The sequence below is a fragment of the Buttiauxella sp. A111 genome (genome assembly GCF_014189855.1).
Taxonomy (GTDB): domain Bacteria; phylum Pseudomonadota; class Gammaproteobacteria; order Enterobacterales; family Enterobacteriaceae; genus Buttiauxella; species Buttiauxella selenatireducens.
On the sequence record NZ_BJFN01000006.1, the window covers coordinates 317,308 to 335,658 of the forward strand.

Annotated in this window: 15 protein-coding genes, 1 other RNA gene and 1 pseudogene; 9 read left to right on the forward strand and 8 right to left on the reverse strand. The window is 51.7% G+C overall.

Going from position 1 to position 18,351, the window contains the following annotated elements; translation table 11 throughout:
• Positions 1 to 3: 3 nt before the first annotated feature.
• From nagA to kbaZ, 6 genes are read right to left on the reverse strand one after another with little or no spacing between them, the layout of a single operon-like run.
• Complete coding sequence (gene nagA / locus BSPA111_RS18615; protein ID WP_183272628.1) at positions 4 to 1,137, reverse strand: N-acetylglucosamine-6-phosphate deacetylase; 1,134 nt, start codon at positions 1,135 to 1,137, stop codon at positions 4 to 6.
• A complete protein-coding gene (gene agaF / locus BSPA111_RS18620; protein ID WP_183272629.1) occupies positions 1,134 to 1,568 on the reverse strand; it encodes a PTS galactosamine/N-acetylgalactosamine transporter subunit IIA in 435 nt (144 codons plus the stop codon). Before agaF ends, nagA begins: the two co-directional genes overlap by 4 nt.
• A 29-nt stretch (positions 1,569 to 1,597) precedes the next feature.
• Positions 1,598 to 2,473, reverse strand: coding sequence for a PTS N-acetylgalactosamine transporter subunit IID (agaE, locus tag BSPA111_RS18625; RefSeq protein WP_183272630.1), 876 nt, complete (start codon positions 2,471 to 2,473; stop codon positions 1,598 to 1,600).
• Positions 2,463 to 3,245 (reverse strand): PTS N-acetylgalactosamine transporter subunit IIC, encoded by a 783-nt coding sequence (gene agaW, locus BSPA111_RS18630; RefSeq protein WP_183272631.1) that lies wholly within the window; start codon positions 3,243 to 3,245, stop codon positions 2,463 to 2,465. The genes agaE and agaW overlap by 11 nt, the downstream gene beginning before the upstream one ends.
• 10 nt (positions 3,246 to 3,255) lie before the next feature.
• On the reverse strand, positions 3,256 to 3,729 hold the full coding sequence (agaV, locus tag BSPA111_RS18635) for a PTS N-acetylgalactosamine transporter subunit IIB (protein WP_183272632.1): 474 nt from the start codon (positions 3,727 to 3,729) through the stop codon (positions 3,256 to 3,258).
• Positions 3,730 to 3,754: 25 nt separating this feature from the next.
• Positions 3,755 to 5,047, reverse strand: a complete 1,293-nt coding sequence (kbaZ, locus tag BSPA111_RS18640; protein ID WP_183272633.1) for a tagatose-bisphosphate aldolase subunit KbaZ — start codon at positions 5,045 to 5,047, stop codon at positions 3,755 to 3,757.
• A 240-nt stretch (positions 5,048 to 5,287) separates the two neighbouring features.
• Between kbaZ and BSPA111_RS18645 the strand changes: the two genes are divergently transcribed.
• Positions 5,288 to 6,097, forward strand: coding sequence for a DeoR family transcriptional regulator (locus BSPA111_RS18645; protein WP_183272634.1), 810 nt, complete (start codon positions 5,288 to 5,290; stop codon positions 6,095 to 6,097).
• Positions 6,098 to 6,126: 29 nt separating this feature from the next.
• Positions 6,127 to 7,051, forward strand: a pseudogene (locus tag BSPA111_RS18650) (Fic family protein).
• 15 nt (positions 7,052 to 7,066) lie between these two features.
• Here BSPA111_RS18650 and BSPA111_RS18655 read toward each other — a convergent pair.
• Positions 7,067 to 8,461: an MFS transporter gene (locus BSPA111_RS18655; RefSeq protein WP_183272635.1), complete on the reverse strand. Its 1,395-nt coding sequence runs from the start codon at positions 8,459 to 8,461 to the stop codon at positions 7,067 to 7,069.
• Between the two features lie 259 nt (positions 8,462 to 8,720).
• Between BSPA111_RS18655 and BSPA111_RS18660 the strand changes: the two genes are divergently transcribed.
• Positions 8,721 to 9,650, forward strand: a complete 930-nt coding sequence (locus tag BSPA111_RS18660; protein WP_183272636.1) for a LysR family transcriptional regulator — start codon at positions 8,721 to 8,723, stop codon at positions 9,648 to 9,650.
• A gap of 148 nt (positions 9,651 to 9,798) precedes the next feature.
• Here BSPA111_RS18660 and garD read toward each other — a convergent pair whose 3' ends face one another.
• On the reverse strand, positions 9,799 to 11,370 hold the full coding sequence (garD, locus tag BSPA111_RS18665; protein WP_183272637.1) for a galactarate dehydratase: 1,572 nt from the start codon (positions 11,368 to 11,370) through the stop codon (positions 9,799 to 9,801).
• A 533-nt stretch (positions 11,371 to 11,903) separates the two neighbouring features.
• On the opposite strand from garD, the gene BSPA111_RS18670 reads away from it, so the two are divergent.
• From BSPA111_RS18670 to BSPA111_RS18695, 6 genes are all read left to right on the forward strand, one after another.
• Complete coding sequence (locus BSPA111_RS18670) at positions 11,904 to 13,235, forward strand: MFS transporter (protein ID WP_183272638.1); 1,332 nt, start codon at positions 11,904 to 11,906, stop codon at positions 13,233 to 13,235.
• A 26-nt stretch (positions 13,236 to 13,261) separates the two neighbouring features.
• Positions 13,262 to 14,032, forward strand: a complete 771-nt coding sequence (gene garL / locus BSPA111_RS18675) for a 2-dehydro-3-deoxyglucarate aldolase (RefSeq protein WP_183272639.1) — start codon at positions 13,262 to 13,264, stop codon at positions 14,030 to 14,032.
• A 34-nt stretch (positions 14,033 to 14,066) separates the two neighbouring features.
• The gene (gene garR / locus BSPA111_RS18680; protein ID WP_183272640.1) at positions 14,067 to 14,957 is read left to right on the forward strand and encodes a 2-hydroxy-3-oxopropionate reductase; all 891 of its coding nucleotides are present in this window, start codon (positions 14,067 to 14,069) and stop codon (positions 14,955 to 14,957) included.
• A 58-nt stretch (positions 14,958 to 15,015) separates the two neighbouring features.
• The gene (garK, locus tag BSPA111_RS18685) at positions 15,016 to 16,161 is read left to right on the forward strand and encodes a glycerate 2-kinase (RefSeq protein WP_183272641.1); all 1,146 of its coding nucleotides are present in this window, start codon (positions 15,016 to 15,018) and stop codon (positions 16,159 to 16,161) included.
• Between the two features lie 41 nt (positions 16,162 to 16,202).
• Positions 16,203 to 16,581, forward strand: an RNA gene (rnpB, locus tag BSPA111_RS18690) — RNase P RNA component class A.
• Positions 16,582 to 16,884: 303 nt separating this feature from the next.
• Positions 16,885 to 17,982: an AAA family ATPase gene (locus BSPA111_RS18695; RefSeq protein WP_183272642.1), complete on the forward strand. Its 1,098-nt coding sequence runs from the start codon at positions 16,885 to 16,887 to the stop codon at positions 17,980 to 17,982.
• Positions 17,983 to 18,351: the final 369 nt, after the last annotated feature.

The following is an 18,351-nucleotide window of genomic DNA, read 5'->3' on the forward strand; positions in this document are numbered from 1 at the left end:
GAACTACAAAGGGAGATGTTGGCCATTAATCCAGATGTTTTGAAGCTCTAGCAGTGGATTAAGCGCTATCAAACTGGCACGTTTACCTGGGGCTAACGAACCTAACTCTTTGTCTAAACCGAGCATTTTTGCCGGATGCAATGAAGCCATATGGATGGCATCTTCTGCATGCACGCCGACGTGATTCACCAGATTGCGCACAGCGGCATCAAGCGCAAGGGTGCTTCCTGCAAGACCGCCGCTTTCGGTTCGCACGATCCCATTGCTCATGGTGACCGGGTGCCCACAAATCGAATAATCACCGTCAGGCATTCCCGCTGCACTCATGGCATCGGTTATCAGCAAAATTCGGGACTTAGCGCAGCTGCAAGCAATATTCATGACCGCTGGATGAACGTGATGCCCGTCGGCAATTAGCTCAAGCCAGGCGCGTTTGTCAGTTAAACCCGCACCGACCATACCCGGATTACGGTGGTGCAAACCCGTCATACCGTTAAAGCAATGCACCAGGCCGTCAGCCCCGGCATCGAATGCCTGAAGTGTTTGTTCATGGCTGGCGGCGCTATGGCCGAGCATCACGCGAACGTTACGGCTTTTCAGATGTTTTATCATCTCAAGCGCTTCGGGCTTTTCAGGCGCCAGTGCCACGACGCGCAACGTGTTTTGCGATACATCTATCAACCGATCCAGTTCCGGAATATTCAGTTCGCGGAATAACTCGGGTGGATGAGCCCCCTTATTCTGTGGTGTGAAGTATGGCCCTTCGAGATAACTGCCCAGCACGCTCGCACCAGGCCCGCCGCGATAATAGCGTTGCGAGATACGCCGCAATGCACGTTCAATATCTTCAAGCGGCGCGGTGACGGTGGTGGGCAACCAGCCGCCGACACCTTCACGCGCTTTGTGCATCGCCAGACGGTCGAGGACGCCGGGGTCGTCATCCATCACATCAACCCCGTCGCCGCCGTGCACATGAATGTCTATGTACGCCGGGCACAGCAGTTCCGCATCACGCGCCATCATTCCAGCAGGAATCGGTTCGATGGCGACAATCGTTTCGTTATCAATGAGTAACTGATGATTGTCTAGCCAGCCTTGTTCGGTGAGAACGCGCCTGGCCCGCAGCAGCGTGGTCATATTCCTTCCTCGACCGCCTCAGCTTCGCGGTAGCGTCCCATTTCATCCACCAGGCTGGTTAGCCCACGATGGCCGCATTCCAGTGCCTGAAGACGGAACTCTTTACTGCTCAGCCCGTCGCGTTCCAGCACCATTTCCAGCAGTAATTGCAGGTTGATGCCGGTGATCACTTCACGGCCTGGTTTCTCCAGCGCCAGGGTTGAAGCCACGCGGAACGGGGTTCCGCCAAGTAAATCGGTTAAAAACACCAGCCCTTCGCTTTCATCTAATACGCTGATGGCTTCTTCGAACTGCGCGGTAAGCAGTGCGGTTGAAGACGTTTCAGGGAAATCTATGGCGATAAGTTGCTCTTGTTCACCAAGAATCTGTTTCATCGCTTTTTCCAGTCCGGTGGCAAAGCCACCGTGACCGCTAAGAATAATACTTAACATATTGTTTTCTCTCGCTTACAGGATGTCACTTACAGGAAGTGAGCAAACTTCCCGACAACACCCAGCACTACCGTGATACCGATAAGGCGCAGCGGGCTCCATCCACGCCGTACTAACGCGTACATGCACAGTGTATAAACCAGGGGCAAAAATGCAGGCATTAACTTGTCGATAACGTCGGTTTGCAGTTTCACTACCGCATCACCCGCCGTAATTTCCAACGTGGTGGAAAGGCGAACGTAAGTGGCAACCAGCGCACCAATAACCGTCATCCCCACAATAGACGCGGCATGACCCACTTTGCGAGTGTTGGCTTTGATCAGTGGGATGGCCGCCACACCCATGCGGTAAGCGTAATGCGCAAGGCCGAAGCGCAAACCAAGGTGCACGACGTTAAACAACACGATAAAGATAACCGCGCCGAGGATTGAACCCTGAAGCGCAAGGCTCGCCCCGATACCGCCGCATATTGGCAGCAAGGTCAGCCAGAACATGGCGTCACCAATTCCGCCCAACGGCGCACCCACAGCAATTTTAGTGCTCTGGATACTGTTCACATCCTGCTTTGAGCGCTCCATCGCCAGAATAATGCCGATGACAAAGGTCACGAGGAAAGGGTGGGTGTTGAAGAATCCCATGTGGCCTTTCATGGCGCGAGCCAGATCGTTCTTGTTGGTGTGGATCTTTTTCAGCGCGGGCAGTAAACCGTAGAGCCAGCCGGAGGCCTGCATACGCTCATAGTTAAATGATGCCTGTAATAGCATGGAGCGCCATGCTACCCGGTTAATATCCTGCTTCGTCAGTTCCGCACCGATACGTTGATCTTCATAGATATTGTCGTTTTTTTCGACCGCGGCGGTGTCTGTTACGTTAACGCCTGGCAGAGTCTGATCGTTAGATACCATCTTCAAATTCCTCTTGCTTCACGTGTGTAGGTTGCTGTGGTGCCGGGTCTTTGCGTAAGAAATCAATTAACGCCATCGCCAGTGCTGCGGCGGCAATAGCCAGCACTGGCAGTTTCAGCCAGGCTGCAGCCACAAAGCCGAGAATGAAATATGGGATGTAGACATTCTTCATCATGATTTTCAGCAGCACGGCAAAACCGATGGCTGGCATGATTCCACCCGCGACACCCAGGCCGTCAATCAGACGAGCAGGCAGCATGTCGATAGCGGTTTTCGCATGTTCTGCACCAAAGTAGATGGGCAGGAATGCGCACAGAAAATAGAAGGTGCCGAGCGCCAGTAATGCCAGGTAGTTCACGCGCTCAATACCATCGGTGTCGGCGTTAGCTGCCATTCGGTCGCAGCGAGCCATCACGCCAGACATGATGGAGAACAGGAAGGTAATCCCCATCTGTACGGCAACAGCGAATGGCACCGCGACGCCAACAGCCACTTCCGGTTTAACGCCCGTGGTAATGGCGAAGGTGGTGCCGACAATGGTACCGATAATCACGTTAGGTGGCTGCGCACCGGCAAGTGGCGCAAGACCCATCCAGACCAACTCCAGCGTCCCGCCACACAAAATCCCGGTATGAAGGTCGCCAAGAATCAAGCCAACCAGTGGCCCAAGTACCACCGGACGGTGCATATGCGTCAGGCCGTTGAACATATCCAGACCTGCTATAAAGGCCAGAATACCCAACGCTAATGCCTGTAATAAGCTAATTTCCATAGAAATTCCCTCAGAGGAGTTTATAGAGATCCTGCGCGGATTCCGTCGGCACACCCTGAACAAAACATTCCACTCCGGCCTTTTGTAGGCCATTAAAAGCGGCAATATCCTGGTCATCTACAGAAACGGTTTTCGCGATTTGTTGTTTGCCTTCTGCGTAGTGCATGTTGCCGACGTTAATCCGCGTGACAGGCACGTCACCTTTCACCAGTGTCAGAAAATCATCCGGATTTTTGCAAACCAGCAGGATTTTCTGGCGGTCAGCTGCGCGGTGAATATTGTCGATAACTTTTTGCAGCGACCAGAAACGCACGGAGATCCCTTCCGCCAGAACCATCTCCATCAGATTTTGCTGTACCGGATCTTCTGCAACTTCGTCGTTGGCAACGAGGACGAGGTTTGCTCCGGCAAAACCGACCCACTGAACGCCTACCTGGCCGTGGATCAGTCGTTCATCAATGCGGCTTAATACAATGTTTGGCATGTTTTTTCCTCTTATTATCATTGTGTTAATGGGATGGTTGAGTGCCCAGACAGGCGGCATGGTACTGGCGCAACACATCCTGAATATGGTCAATAATCAGCTCATGCGGCGTTGCCGCGAGTTTTCCTTCACGGACCTTAGCGTATTGAAGTGGTAGATACTGACTGATTAACGGCAAAGGAATAGATTCATCAGACAAATTACTAACAAGTTTTGAATACGCCTCGTCAATATCATGATCTGGCCAGTAGTAGCGAACGCGGTCGGAGTAGCTGTATCCGCGAGCAAGGCGACGGTTGCTGTCGCTGCCGTGGTAATGGTGTTTCCAGTTTTCAGGGTGCTCAAGCATCACACTCTCAAGCACTTCCCGCAGTCCTGAGCATTTATGTGCCGGACGTAATTCACGCTCGATAGCGGCCAGTGAAAATAGAGTTTCGCGCAAAGCAAAGGTCAGCGCGGGGCCAACTTTCAAAATAGCGAAGTGGTTCTGAACCAACTGTTGTAATGCCTGTGGTGTCTGGTAATCCGTGGAGTGCGCTTCGAACACCATGGTGTCGAAGTCTTCAATCATCTGGCTGAGTGTCTGGGATTTCTCCGGTTGGTAATCAATAACCTGGGTGTGATCAAACTCAACACCCGGCTGAACAACCAGACCGATTATGCGCGGCCACAGGTCGCTCAACCCCTGGCGTTCAAACGCATGGCGATGGGCTTCAAGGGTGGCTTTTGCCGCGTGTGGCGTGGTAACGGCTAACTCTGCCAGGGTTTCGTGAGCGCCACCCGGAACCGGTACTTCGGTGCCTATGACATAGACCAAATCGGAAGTGCCACTTTTCTCAATGCAGGTTTGCTCGGCAATTTTTGCAAGCCTTGCTGCACGTATCGCGACGATGGCATCGGTTAAAGGAATTGGGTCATCAGCACAGGACATGCTGCAATCGAGGTGGATTTTTTTAAAGCCAGCGGCGACATAACAACGAATCAGCTCTTCGGCATTGCACATGGCTTCTTCTGCTGGCAGGGCCTGCCAACGGTTTGGGCCCAGGTGATCGCCGCCCAGAATTAACTGCTCGCGCGGGAAGTGATGTTTGTCGGCCATCTGTTCGGCAAAACCGCGGAAATCTTCTGGTGTCATTCCGGTGTAGCCGCCGAACTGGTCAACCTGGTTGGATGTCGCTTCTATTAATAAGAGTGAATTCGCTTCCCGGGCATGGCGCATTGCCGCTTCGAGAACCAATGGGTGAGCAGAACAAACGGCAAAAATGCCACATCGTGAATCCTGTTTATGGTCGGCCACAAACTCGGTTAAATGTTTCACTTTCCTCTCCGTATCGATTTGTCTTTCGATTTGTTTCATTTAATAGTGGTGTATCGTGCGATAAAAACAAAACGAAAGATAATAGAATTGAGATCTGTTTCGCAAAAGAAACATAATGAAAGGCTATTTGACATGATGACAGGGAATGCAGCACGCGATGTAAAGGCTTGCTTTCCGCGAAAAGAAAGGTGTTAATAGGCAAAGCGAAATGAAACGAAAGGTTTTATGAAAGGATCTATTATGAGCAATACCGACGCAGCAACGGACAAGCGTGTAACGGGGACAAGTGAAAGGCGTGAGCAAATCATCCAACGTCTTCGCCAACAAGGAAGCGTACAGGTTAATGATCTCTCATCATTTTTTGGTGTTTCGACGGTGACAATCCGTAACGATCTGGCTTTTCTGGAAAAGCAGGGCATAGCGGTACGTGCTTACGGCGGGGCATTAGTTTGTGATTCAGGTACGGCGATGGTTGAACCGACTGTCGAGGATAAAAGCTCGCTGAATACCTCGTTGAAACGCAGCATTGCGCGTGCGGCAGCTGACCTGATTAAGCCTGGTCATCGTGTGATTCTGGACTCAGGCACTACCACTTATGAAATTGCGCGCCACCTGCGCCATCATAAAGACGTGATTGCCATGACCAACGGCATGAACGTGGCGAACGCGTTGCTTGAAGCGGAAGGTGTCGAATTGCTGATGACCGGCGGGCATTTGCGCCGTCAGTCGCTGTCGTTCTATGGCGATCAGGCTGACCAATCCCTGCAAAACTACCACTTCGACATGCTGTTCCTTGGGGTCGATGCCATCGATCTGGAGCGAGGTGTCAGCACCCATAATGAAGATGAAGCGCGCCTTAACCGCCGGATGTGTGAAGTGGTGGAGCGGATTATTGTGGTAACGGACTCCACAAAATTTAACCGCTCCAGCCTGCATAAAATCATTGATACCCAACGCATTCATATGGTCATCACCGATGCGGGTATTCCTGAAGAGAGTCTGAATGGGCTGCGTAAAGGCGGAATTGAAGTCGTGCTGGTGGATGAGTAAAAGACCACCGCGCGGCAGGAGAGAAGTTAATGGCTGGCTACCAACCCCCTTTTTCCATTACACCTGGAATTATCAATCGAGTTATCGAGGTCGGTGAATTACTGGGCCGCTGGGCCGCCCATGCGGAGCAAGCGTCCCCGATGTTGCGCAAAGAAAATCGTATTCGCACTATTCAGGCATCGTTAGCCATTGAACATAATAGCCTGTCGACCGGGCAGGTTTCCGCCATCATGGATGGCAAACGGGTGCTGGCTCCAGCTAAAGATATTCAGGAGGTTCGTAACGCAATTCTTGCATATGAATCAATGTCTTCATGGCGCAGCAACCAACGGAAAGATTTGCTGGCGGCGCATCGTCTGTTAATGACCGGGCTGGTTGATGCGCCGGGTGTTTTGCGCAGCGCTGATGTTGGCGTATACCGGGAACGGAAGTTGATTCATATGGCTCCCCCAGCCAGCCAGGTTCCGCGTCTGATTGAGGATTTGCTTTGCTGACGGCAATGGGCGAATGGGGCGGTTATGGCAAACGCTAATTCTGAGTGAATGGCGCTCAGAATTAGCCTGGTTGCCCGTTGAGACAATTATTCATAATCAGCAGCAACGTTATTACCAGGTTTTAGGCGAATGTGATCGACTTAGTGATTGCACGCCTTTTATCGACTTTATGCTTGAGAAGCTGGCACAGGCTCTGGCGGAAGGCATTCATTTCTCTGACGACAATATGTCGGAAGAAATGTCGGAAGAAATGTCGGAAGAAAAACTCACAGACTTTACGCAGAGTGAAATTAAGATCCTGGCTTTGCTTCGCGCAGGACCTCAACTCACGATAGCTGAGCTTGCACAAAAACTCTCCCTGACAACCAGAACCATCGAAAGAAATCTCAAATCTCTCCAGGAAAAAGGAAAACTCCAGCGGGTTGGGGCAACAAAGAAAGGTTTCTGGCGGGTGGTGTAACACCACCCTAAAACTTTATTCCGTCGTTAATTTATAACCCCGCAAGCGACTCAGGCTCAGAGCGATGGCTAAAACCGTGGCGATGACCGCCATCCACAAGCTGATATCTACGGCGCTGCTTTGCACATAAAGCGACATGAAAATCCCGACCAATGCCGCGCCCAGGCATTGCCCAAAAGTGCGCACGATTGCCAGCACTCCAGAGGCATATCCGCTGTTTTCACGTGACGCATTGGCCAGCATCTCTCTGTTATTCGGACTTTGAAAGCAGCCAAAACCGATACCGCAAACCACACTGCGCAGACAAATATCCCAGGCTTGAGCATGTTCAGGAAGCAGCGCCAGAAGCGTCAACCCAATAGCGAAAATCCCCAGTCCGATTGTCGAGATTATCGCGGCTGAATAGCGGTCGGCCAAACGCCCGGCATGGGGCGCGGCCAGAATAATACCTATCGGCCACGGGGTGAAAAGCAGGGCTGAAACCAGTGCGCTGTAGCCGTAAACGCTCTGGAACAGGAAGGGTAATGCGATGAAAGTAATGCCCTGGCTGACAAAAGAGGCCAGCGAGGTGAGCGCTGCCAGCGAAAACCGTGAAGAAGCAAAGATGTTGAGCGGCAGCAGAGGTTTTATTGCGCGTCGCTGAACCCTGATGAACGCAAAGCCTGTGAGAATAGCCGTTGCAGCGTAAGCCATCGCCACTTTCAGGTCGCCGTTGCCGGGATGAGTAAAGGCGTCTGCGGCCATAATCAACGCGCCTAATGCCATTGCCGATAATAAGGCTCCTGCATAATCGAACGGTTCACGTTTTAAAGCGGGGTTGTTGGGCACAACACGCAGCGTAAGTAATAAAGCCATCATGCCCAGCGGAATATTAATCGCAAACAGCCATTTCCAGCTCATTGCCGAGAGTATCGCGCCCCCAAGAATCGGTGCAATAGCGGTACTTGCACCAATTAGCAATGCGTTAAGGCCGAGTATTCTCCCCAGCAGGCGGTTAGGGAAAACCGAGCGCAAGATTGCCGGGCCAATACTCAATGTGGCTGCTCCGCCAATGCCCTGTAATACGCGCATGGCGATTAACATTTCCAGTGACGATGACAGCGCACAGCCCACGGAAGCCAGCGTAAACACGCTGAGGCCGAAGGTGAAAATGGTGCGGAATCCCAGGCGGCTGGAAAGCGCGGCAAAGATCGCAAGTGTCATTGCTGCCGATAGCAGGTAACCGTTCGCCACCCAGACAGAAGCGCCTGGCGATACGTTAAGCGATCGTGCGATTTGTGGCAGCGCGATGGTGATCATCGAGCCGTCGAACACGACCATGGCTGCCATCGTCATAACGGCGGCCATGGCTAAGCCACGCTCGAGGCCGGGTAAACCTTCATCGCCAGGTTGACTGGAAAATAACGCCATCTTTCAGAACTCTTTATCGCGGATAGATGCCAGAAATATAGCGGTGTCAGATACGTGGCGGAAGACGCACTGCTTACACTAATAAGCTGTACCAAACGCCTTCTCTTATTTTTAATGATCGCGTTACTATACCCAAAATAATTCAAGTTGCAGGAAGGCGACAAGGCCGTAAGTCCCCAGGAGCATAGGATAACTATGTGACTGGGGCGCACGGACGTAGTCAACGCACCTGCGGCTTGAAGTATGAAGGGTATACGTTATGAATGAACCTGATTTGAATTTGCTCATTGCCCTTGATGTGCTTCTTGCTGAAGGAAGCGTGGTGGGCGCTGCGCGTCGCCTGGGGTTAAGCGCTTCGGCAATGAGCCGCACGCTTAGCCGCCTTCGCGAAACGACCGGCGACCCGTTGCTGGTGCGGGCTGGGCGCAATATGGTGCTGACGCCTTATGCTGAAGAAATCCGTGAACGTACGCAAAACGCAGTCTTTGAAGCCCGTGCGATACTTCGGCCCTCAACGGCTGCGCTTAATCTCGCCACGCTTGAACGCAACTTTACCCTGCGGACTAACGCCGGGTTTATCGAGATTTTCGGCGCTGCACTGATTGCTGCCGTAGCCGCTGTCGCGCCTTTAGTACAACTGCGTTTTATGCCAAAACCTGAGAAAACCGCGAAGTTTTTACGTGAAGGTGTGATTGATCTTGAAATCGGTGTGCTCGGGGAAATGGGACCGGAAATCCGTTTAACGGCGCTTTATCGGGACAAGTTTGTCGGCGTGGTCAGAAAAGGCCATTCGCTTGAGTTGGACGGTGAAATGACTGCCGCGAAGTACGCCGCGTGTGGGCATGTTGTGGTGTCGCGCCATGAACGGGGAACCGGCCCGGTAGATGTGTTGTTAGGTGAACTTAACCTGAAACGCAAAATTGCGGCGATGGTGCCAGGGTTTCCTGCGGCGATAGCGGTGGCTCAGGCATCCGATCTGGTGGCGCTGGTGCCGGCGACATTCTTGCTCAATCAGCCGGGGTTAAATGGTAATTCAGGGGAGGCCCGGCTTTATGTGTTTGAGCTACCGGTGAAAACCCATGAAATTACGGTGTCGTTGATGTGGCACCCGCGCTCGGAGGCAGACCCGGCGCATTGCTGGTTAAGGCAACTGGTGTTGAGTGTTTGCCACCAGAAATTGGCGGGGTAAAGCTAAAGAATATTGCCTTGGCTGTACCCAAAATAATTCGAGGTGCAGGAAGGCGGCCAGGCCGTAAGTCCCCAGGAGCATAGCTAACTATGTGACTGGGGCGCACGGATGCAGCCAACGCACCTGCAACTCGAAGTATGAAGGGTAATCAGGTCACAGGAGCCGGGTTAAACACCGCCAGAGCATTGTGTAAACCCCACTGATCTGAGAAGGTTTTCTTGCGTCCACTTGCGACATCAAGAATAAATTTGAACAACTCCCAACCCACGTCCTCAATCGTCGCTTCGCCTGTCGCGATGGTGCCTGCGTTGATATCCATTAAATCATACCAACGGTTTGCCAACGCGGTACGGGTGGCCATTTTAATGACTGGAACGGCCAGCAAGCCATATGGTGTCCCGCGACCGGTCGTGAACACTTGCACTGTAATCCCTGATGCCACCTGTTGTGTGCCGCAAACGAAATCGCTGGCTGGCGTGGCGGCGAAAATCAGGCCGCGTTTGGTTGGGCGCTGCCCTGGGGAAAGCACTTCAACAATCGCGCTTTGACCTGATTTGGCAATGGAGCCGAGCGCTTTTTCCACTACGTTCGCCAGCCCGCCTTTTTTGTTGCCAGGGGATGGGTTGGCGCTGCGGTCAGTTTTCCCCATATCAAGGTAGTTGTCGTACCATGCCATCTCTTCGAGCAGGCGTTTGCCCACTTCTTCGTTGATGGCACGCGGCGTTAACAGGTGGATGGCATCGCGCACTTCGGTGACTTCAGAGAACATTACCGTTGCGCCACAGCGCACCAGCAAGTCAGAGGCGTAACCTACCGCTGGGTTTGCCGTGACGCCGGAGAACGCATCGCTGCCGCCACATTGCATACCGACAACCAGTTCAGATGCCGGGCAGGTTTCACGCTGGCGCTGGTTCAGTTTTACCAAATGGCGTTCTGCAACGGTCAGAATATCGTCGACCATTGATTTAAAGCCGACGTGGTGTTCGTCTTGCAGGCGCACAATACTGGCGTCGCCGACGTTAATGGATTGAACGTCATCGGTGCCTTCCAGCAGGCGTTCAGGCTGTAACTTCTCACAACCCAGGCCAATCACCATAATCTCACCGCCGAAGTTTGGGTTCAGAGAGATGTTATGGATAGTGCGAATAGGAATGACCGCCGCAGGAGCGTTGATGGCCACGCCGCAACCGTAGAGGTGGTTCAGGCCAACCACGCCGTCGACGTTCGGGTAGCGCGGCAGCAAATCACGTTCAATAATTTTGATGACATAATCCACCACGCCTGCAACGCAATGTACGCTGGTGGTGATGCCAAGCAGGTTCTTGGTGCCGACGCTGCCGTCTGCGTTGCGGTAACCTTCAAACGTGTAGCCTTCAAGCGGTGGCATCGGCTCCGGCACTTTAGTGGCCAATGGCAGAGTGTGGAGCGGTGGCGCTTTTGGCAATTCCACTAAAGACTCGTCAATCCAGCTGCCGCGTGGAATATCACGCACCGCGTAGCCAATGACTTCACCGTAGCGAATAATTTCACCCTGCGCCGGAATATCAACCAGCGCGGCTTTATGCCCTTGTGGAATATGTTCAATCAGCTCGAGTCCATCCGGAAAACGGGTTCCAGCTTTTAAACCATTGTCATTAACAATAATAGCGACATTATCCGTGTCATGAACCTTTATATAAAACGATCCTGGTGGTTGTTGTTTAATTTCTATATTTGACATTGTCACTATTCTCCAGGCATTAACTGAATTTAATAAATTCATTATCTATACCCTTCATACTTCAAGTTGCTTATGCGTTGGCTGCACCCGCTCACCCCAGTCACTTACTCAAGTAAGCTCCTGGGGATTCACGGCCTTGCCGCCTTTAAGCAACTCGAATTATTTTGGGTATGATCGTGATTTAATCACAAGCTAAATAAAGAATGTCAGGCTGTGAGGAATAAAAACGTGACGGTGATCACTTTATATTGTGAGGCCTTACTCACGAACAAGGGTAATCGATGAATTTGTGCAATACGCCCCACAAACATGTGCATAAGTTTAATTATTTAATGTTTTAAGTGTTGTTAATTGTGCATTAGCCCAATGTCCATTCGTTCTGTGCTGGCTATACTGTGTTGCGATGAATGGCGAATAACAAACACCAGGTTAATTTCAATTGGCGGTGTTATCCCAAAAACATATTTGTGAAATACCGCTTTTAATAAATAAAAAATCCTTGAATTTAAGTACCCTCAACAGAGGATGTAGAAATGATTTTAGATACAGCAGTTGAGTCAAAAAAGGGTAAGAACACTCGATACTTAATATTATTAATTATTTTTATTGTGACGACGATTAACTATGCGGATCGCGCCACTCTCTCCATTGCAGGGACTGAAGTTGCAAAAGAATTGCAGCTCAGTGCAATCTCAATGGGCTATATTTTCTCAGCATTTGGCTGGGCTTATCTACTGATGCAAATCCCTGGCGGCTGGTTACTTGACCGCTACGGCTCGAAAAAAGTCTACACATACAGCTTGTTCTTCTGGTCGCTGTTCACTTTCATGCAGGGCTTTGTCGACATGGTGCCGCTGGCTTACGCGGGCATTTCCATGTTCATCATGCGCTTTATGCTTGGCTTCTCTGAAGCGCCTTCTTTCCCGGCAAACGCCCGTATTGTTGCCGCCTGGTTCCCGACGAAAGAACGTGGTACAGCGTCTGCGATTTTTAACTCTGCACAATATTTCTCGCTGGCACTTTTCTCACCGTTGCTTGGTTGGCTGACCTTTGCATGGGGCTGGGAGCATGTGTTTACGGTAATGGGCGGGATTGGCTTTGTGCTGACCTTCCTGTGGGTGAAGTTCATCCATAACCCGACTGACCACCCGCGGATGTCAAAAGAAGAGCTGGATTACATCACTAAAGGTGGCGCGGTGGTCGATATGGACCACAAAAAACCCGGTGTTGCCGTTCAGGGCCCAAAACTGCACTACATCAAACAATTACTCACTAACCGCATGATGTTGGGCGTGTTTTTTGGCCAGTACTTCATCAACACCATTACCTGGTTCTTCCTGACGTGGTTCCCGATTTACCTGGTGCAAGACAAAGGGATGTCGATTCTGAAGGTAGGGATGGTTGCTTCAATCCCGGCACTGTGTGGCTTCGCCGGCGGCGTGTTGGGCGGCGTATTCTCTGATTCGTTAATCAAACGCGGTTACTCGCTGACCGTTGCTCGTAAGATACCGATTGTTCTCGGAATGCTGCTGGCTTCAACCATTATTCTTTGTAACTACACCGACAGCACGGCTCTGGTCATTGTCCTGATGGCATTCGCCTTCTTCGGCAAAGGTTTTGGTGCTCTGGGTTGGCCGGTGATTGCTGATACCGCACCAAAAGAGATGGTTGGCCTGTGCGGTGCGGTTTTCAACGTGTTCGGCAACGTGGCTTCTATCGTGACTCCACTGGTGATTGGCTACCTGGTGTCTGAGCTTCACTCCTTCAATGCGGCGCTGATTTTTGTGGGCTGCTCGGCGCTGATGGCAATGGTTTGTTATCTGTTCGTTGTGGGTGACATTAAACGTATGGAATTGCAGAAGTAAGCAATTGAAAAACTAAGGTAAAACTCATGAATAACAACGTTTTCCCAAATAAATTCAAAGCGGCACTGGCAGCACACCAGACACAAATCGGTTGCTGGTCGGCGTTAGCCAACCCCATCAGCACTGAAGTGCTGGGTCTGGCCGGGTTCGACTGGATTGTGCTGGATGGCGAACATGCGCCAAACGATATCACCACGTTTATTCCGCAACTGATGGCGCTGAAAGGCAGCCACAGCGCGCCGGTGGTACGCGTTCCAACGAACGAGCCGGTGATTATCAAGCGCCTGCTGGATATCGGCTTCTATAACTTCCTGATCCCGTTTGTGGAAAATGTTGAAGAAGCAGTACAAGCCGTGGCGTCGACTCGTTATCCGCCGGAAGGCATTCGTGGGGTATCGGTTTCTCATCGCGCCAACATGTTTGGCACCGTGCCGGATTACTTTGCCCAGTCCAATAAGAACATCACCATCCTGGTTCAAATTGAGAGCCAGCAGGGCGTCGACAATGTGGATGCCATTGCCGCTACCGACGGCGTGGATGGCATCTTTGTCGGCCCAAGCGATCTGGCTGCGGCGTTTGGCCACCTCGGCAATGCAAATCACCCAGAGGTTCAGCACGCGATTCAGCACATTTTTGCCCGTGCCAAAGCACACGGCAAACCGTCTGGCATCCTGGCTCCTGTTGAAGCTGACGCCCGCCGTTACCTGGAAATGGGCGCAACGTTTGTTGCCGTGGGCAGTGATTTGGGCGTGTTCCGTTCCGCCACGCAAAAATTGTGCGACCAGTTTAAAAAATAACTTCCACCTGTAAATAACGAGAGAGATTGACGATATGACACTGAAAATTGGGTTTATTGGCCTGGGCATCATGGGCAAACCAATGAGTAAAAACCTCATCAAAGCCGGTTACTCCCTGGTGGTTGCTGACCGTAATGCTGAAGCGATTGCTGAAGTGATTGCGGCAGGTGCAGAAACTGCGGCGACTCCAAAAGATATTGCTGAGCAGTGTGATGTGATTATCACCATGCTGCCTAACTCCCCGCACGTTAAAGAAGTCGCGCTTGGCGAAAACGGCATTATTGAAGGGGCCAAACCTGGCACTGTGGTTATCGACATGAGCTCCATCGCGCCGTTAGCAAGCCGTGAAATCAGCGAAGCGCTGAAAGCAAAAGGCATCGACATGCTGGACGCACCCGTCAGCGGTGGCGAGCCAAAAGCGATTGAAGGCACGCTGTCTGTGATGGTCGGCGGTGATAAAGCCATTTTCGATAAGTATTACGACCTGCTGAAAGCGATGGCCGGTTCCGTGGTGCATACCGGTGATATCGGTGCGGGCAACGTCACTAAATTGGCAAACCAGGTGATTGTGGCGCTGAACATTGCGGCGATGTCTGAAGCTCTGGTGCTGGCAACCAAAGCGGGCGTAAATCCTGAATTGGTCTTCCAGGCCATTCGTGGCGGCCTTGCGGGCAGCACCGTTCTGGAAGCCAAAGCACCGATGGTGCTGGACCGTAACTTCAAACCGGGTTTCCGAATCGATCTGCATATTAAAGATTTGGCGAATGCACTGGATACGTCCCACGGTGTGGGGGCGCAACTGCCGCTGACGGCTGCGGTCATGGAAATGATGCAAGCGCTGCGTGCGGACGGTCATGGTAACGATGACCATAGTGCAATTGCGTGCTACTACGAAAAACTGGCGAAAGTAGAAGTCAGTAAATAAAAGAGAGGGGCATCCCAGGATGCCCGATTTTCTCGGCACTTTTTGGCATGGACTCATTATGAAAATCGTAATCGCACCCGACTCTTATAAAGAAAGCCTCTCAGCGGTTGATGTGGCGCAGGCTATTGAAAAAGGTTTCCGCGAAATATTTCCTGATGCGGAATATGTATCGGTCCCGGTTGCCGATGGCGGGGAAGGTACGGTCGATGCCATGATCAGTGCCACGCAGGGTAAGAAAATCACCACCACGGTGACAGGACCGTTGGGCGAGCCGGTGACGGCATGCTGGGGAATGTCAGGCGATGGTAAAACTGCATTTATCGAGATGGCTGAAGCCAGTGGCCTTGCGCTGGTATCCATTGAAAATCGTAATCCGCTGATTACGACGTCGCGCGGTACAGGTGAGCTGATATTACGTGCGCTGGATAACGGTGCGCGCAACATTATTATTGGCATCGGCGGTAGTGCAACCAACGACGGCGGTGCGGGTATGGTGCAGGCGTTGGGCGCAAAACTGCGCGACGCAATGGGCAAAGAAATCAGCCATGGCGGTGGCAGTTTAATGAGCCTGAACAGCATAGATGTGGCTAATCTGGACAGCCGCCTGGCAGATTGCGTGATTAATGTTGCCTGTGATGTGACTAACCCATTGATTGGCGACAACGGCGCATCACGCATTTTCGGGCCGCAAAAAGGGGCTGATGAAGCGATGATTGTTGAGCTCGACGCTAATCTTGCTCATTTCGCCAATGTGATAAAAAAAGATTTGCACATCGATGTGAAAAACGCAGAAGGCGCAGGTGCGGCAGGCGGTATGGGGGCGGCACTAATGGCGTTCCTTGGTGCCGAATTGCGCAGCGGCGTCGAGATTGTGACGGAAGCTTTGCATCTTGAAGAACATATCCATGATTGCTCGCTGGTGGTTACTGGCGAAGGGCGCATGGACAGCCAGAGCATCCGCGGCAAAGTCCCTGTGGGCGTAGCGGCAGTGGCAAAAAAATACCGCAAGCCGGTTATCGGTATTGCGGGAGCGCTGACCAGCGATGTGGCCATTGTCCATCAATATGGCATCGACGCGGTGTTTAGCGTACTTAATAGTATTGGCACGCTGGAAGAAGCGTTGAAAAATGCGTTTGATAATATCTACCGTGCCTCGCGCAATATTGCAGCAACGTTGGCGGTGGGGATGAACATCCCTCATTAGCGGAGGTGACAGAGGAACATAAACCCTCTATACTTCGCGCCGAAGCTGACCAGACAGTCGCCGCTTCGTCGTCGTCCTTCTTCGGAAGGAGACAGGCGGAGGGGAGGAAAGTCCGGGCTCCATAGGGCAGGGTGCCAGGTAACGCCTGGGGGGGTAACCCACGACCAGTGCAACAGAGAGCAAACCGCCGATGGCCCACGCAAGTGGGATCAGGTAAGGGTGAAAGGGTGCGGTAAGAGCGCACCGCGCGACTGGTAACAGTTCGTGGCACGGTAAACTCCACCCGGAGCAAGGCCAAATAGGGGTTCACAAGGTACGGCCCGTACTGAACCCGGGTAGGCTGCTTGAGCCAGTGAGCGATTGCTGGCCTAGATGAATGACTGTCCACGACAGAACCCGGCTTATCGGTCAGCTTCAACCATTCATAGACGCCCTGCACAGTGAGAACTGAGCAGGGCGTTTTGCATTTTAAGCTCGCCCTCACCCCAACCCTCTCCCTGTTGATGAGGGGAGAGATCGAGTTGGAAAGCTGGCGTGTTTTTCTCCCTGTTGATGAGGGGATAGATCGAGTTGGAAAGCAGGCGTGTTTTTCTCCCTGTTGATGAGGGGATAGATCGAGCTGGGAAACTCACGTGTTTTCTCCCTCTCCTGGGGGAGAGGGTTGGGGTGAGGGCGAACAATTGCCATAATAGAACTCCCTTCCCATCATCGGACTACCCCTGCATGATCAAATCCCTGTATATCGACAACTACCGCTCAGTGCGCAAACTTTCCATCGACCTCGAAAGGTTGAACGTGGTTGTCGGGCCGAACGGTTGCGGTAAATCCAACATCTATAAAGCTATCCATTTGATCCATGGGGCGGCGATGGGGCAGCTATCCCATTGGCTATCGGATGAAGGCGGGATCCAGAAAGTGATGTGGGCGGGCGATCGTGCCAAAGGGTATGCCAGCGCACCGCGCCGCATGACGCTTGCAGTAGATACCGACGATTTTGAGTATGAATTACAGGTCGGTTTCCCCGATAAACTGCCGTATCCAACCATGTTCGACCTCGATCCCATCGTTAAAGAAGAACAAATCTGGCTGAGCGGTTTTCGCCGTCGCCCTTCGTCTTCCATCATGCATCGGCGCAATCAGGCTGTTTTTCTCAACGATGTGACGGGGGAGAAGGTGACGCATGCCGCCACGCTTTACGAAAACGAATCGTTGTTCGGTCAGCTAGGTGAACCGCACCTCTATCCTGAAGTATCCCGTGCACGCGAAACACTGTGTAATTGGCGTTTCTACCATGAGTTCGATATTTCGAAGGGGGCCGGGCTGCGTTTACCGCAGGTGGGATATCGCTCGCCAGTGCTGGCCGGTGATGGTTTGAATTTAGCCGCCGCTTTCCAGACCATCGTTGAAATTGGCGATAGTGAATTATTGTTTGCGGTGCTGGATGACGCTTTCCCGGAATGCACGTTCTTCTGTGATAACAGTAACGGACGTTTCCAGATGATGATGCACCGCCAGGGGATTAATCGCCCACTCGAGTCGGCTGAGTTTTCTGACGGAACGTTACGTTTTCTGTGCCTGACTGTCGCGCTACTTAGCCCAAGGCCGCCACGTTTTATTGCCCTCAATGAACCGGAAAACAGTCTGCATCCGCAAATGTTGCCTGCACTGGCACGTCTGATTGCCGAAGCGAGCCGCTACACGCAAATTTGGTTAACCAGCCATTCGCCAGAACTGGCGACGCTTATTGAGAGGCATACACCGTTTACGTTGTATCAATTGTCGATTGAAAATGGAGAAACGCGCGTTAACCGACTTTCCTGATAATTTGCTGTAACGATATGGCAATTTGTCAGATGAAAACTCCAATCCTTAACATTAATGACACAATAATCAGTGGTTAATGCTGATGTGCTGCTATGACGTGAAGTGTATCAAGATCTGAGCGCCGAATTGTCACATCGCATTAACCTAAGTTGTTGCTCCAGCTCACATTATCTGCGACCAGGTAATCCCATTAAAAGAAAGTGGTTATCAGTAAAGTCATTAAAAACAATGAATTAACTTTTCAGATATTGCTTTCCAATAACTCTTTTCTACTAAATCATCGAAATGATTTGTGAAAAGTGCAGATATTTCTCTGAATGGAGAAAAATTTACTCTTTTGCCTGACATGGCTTCGTAGAGTAGCAA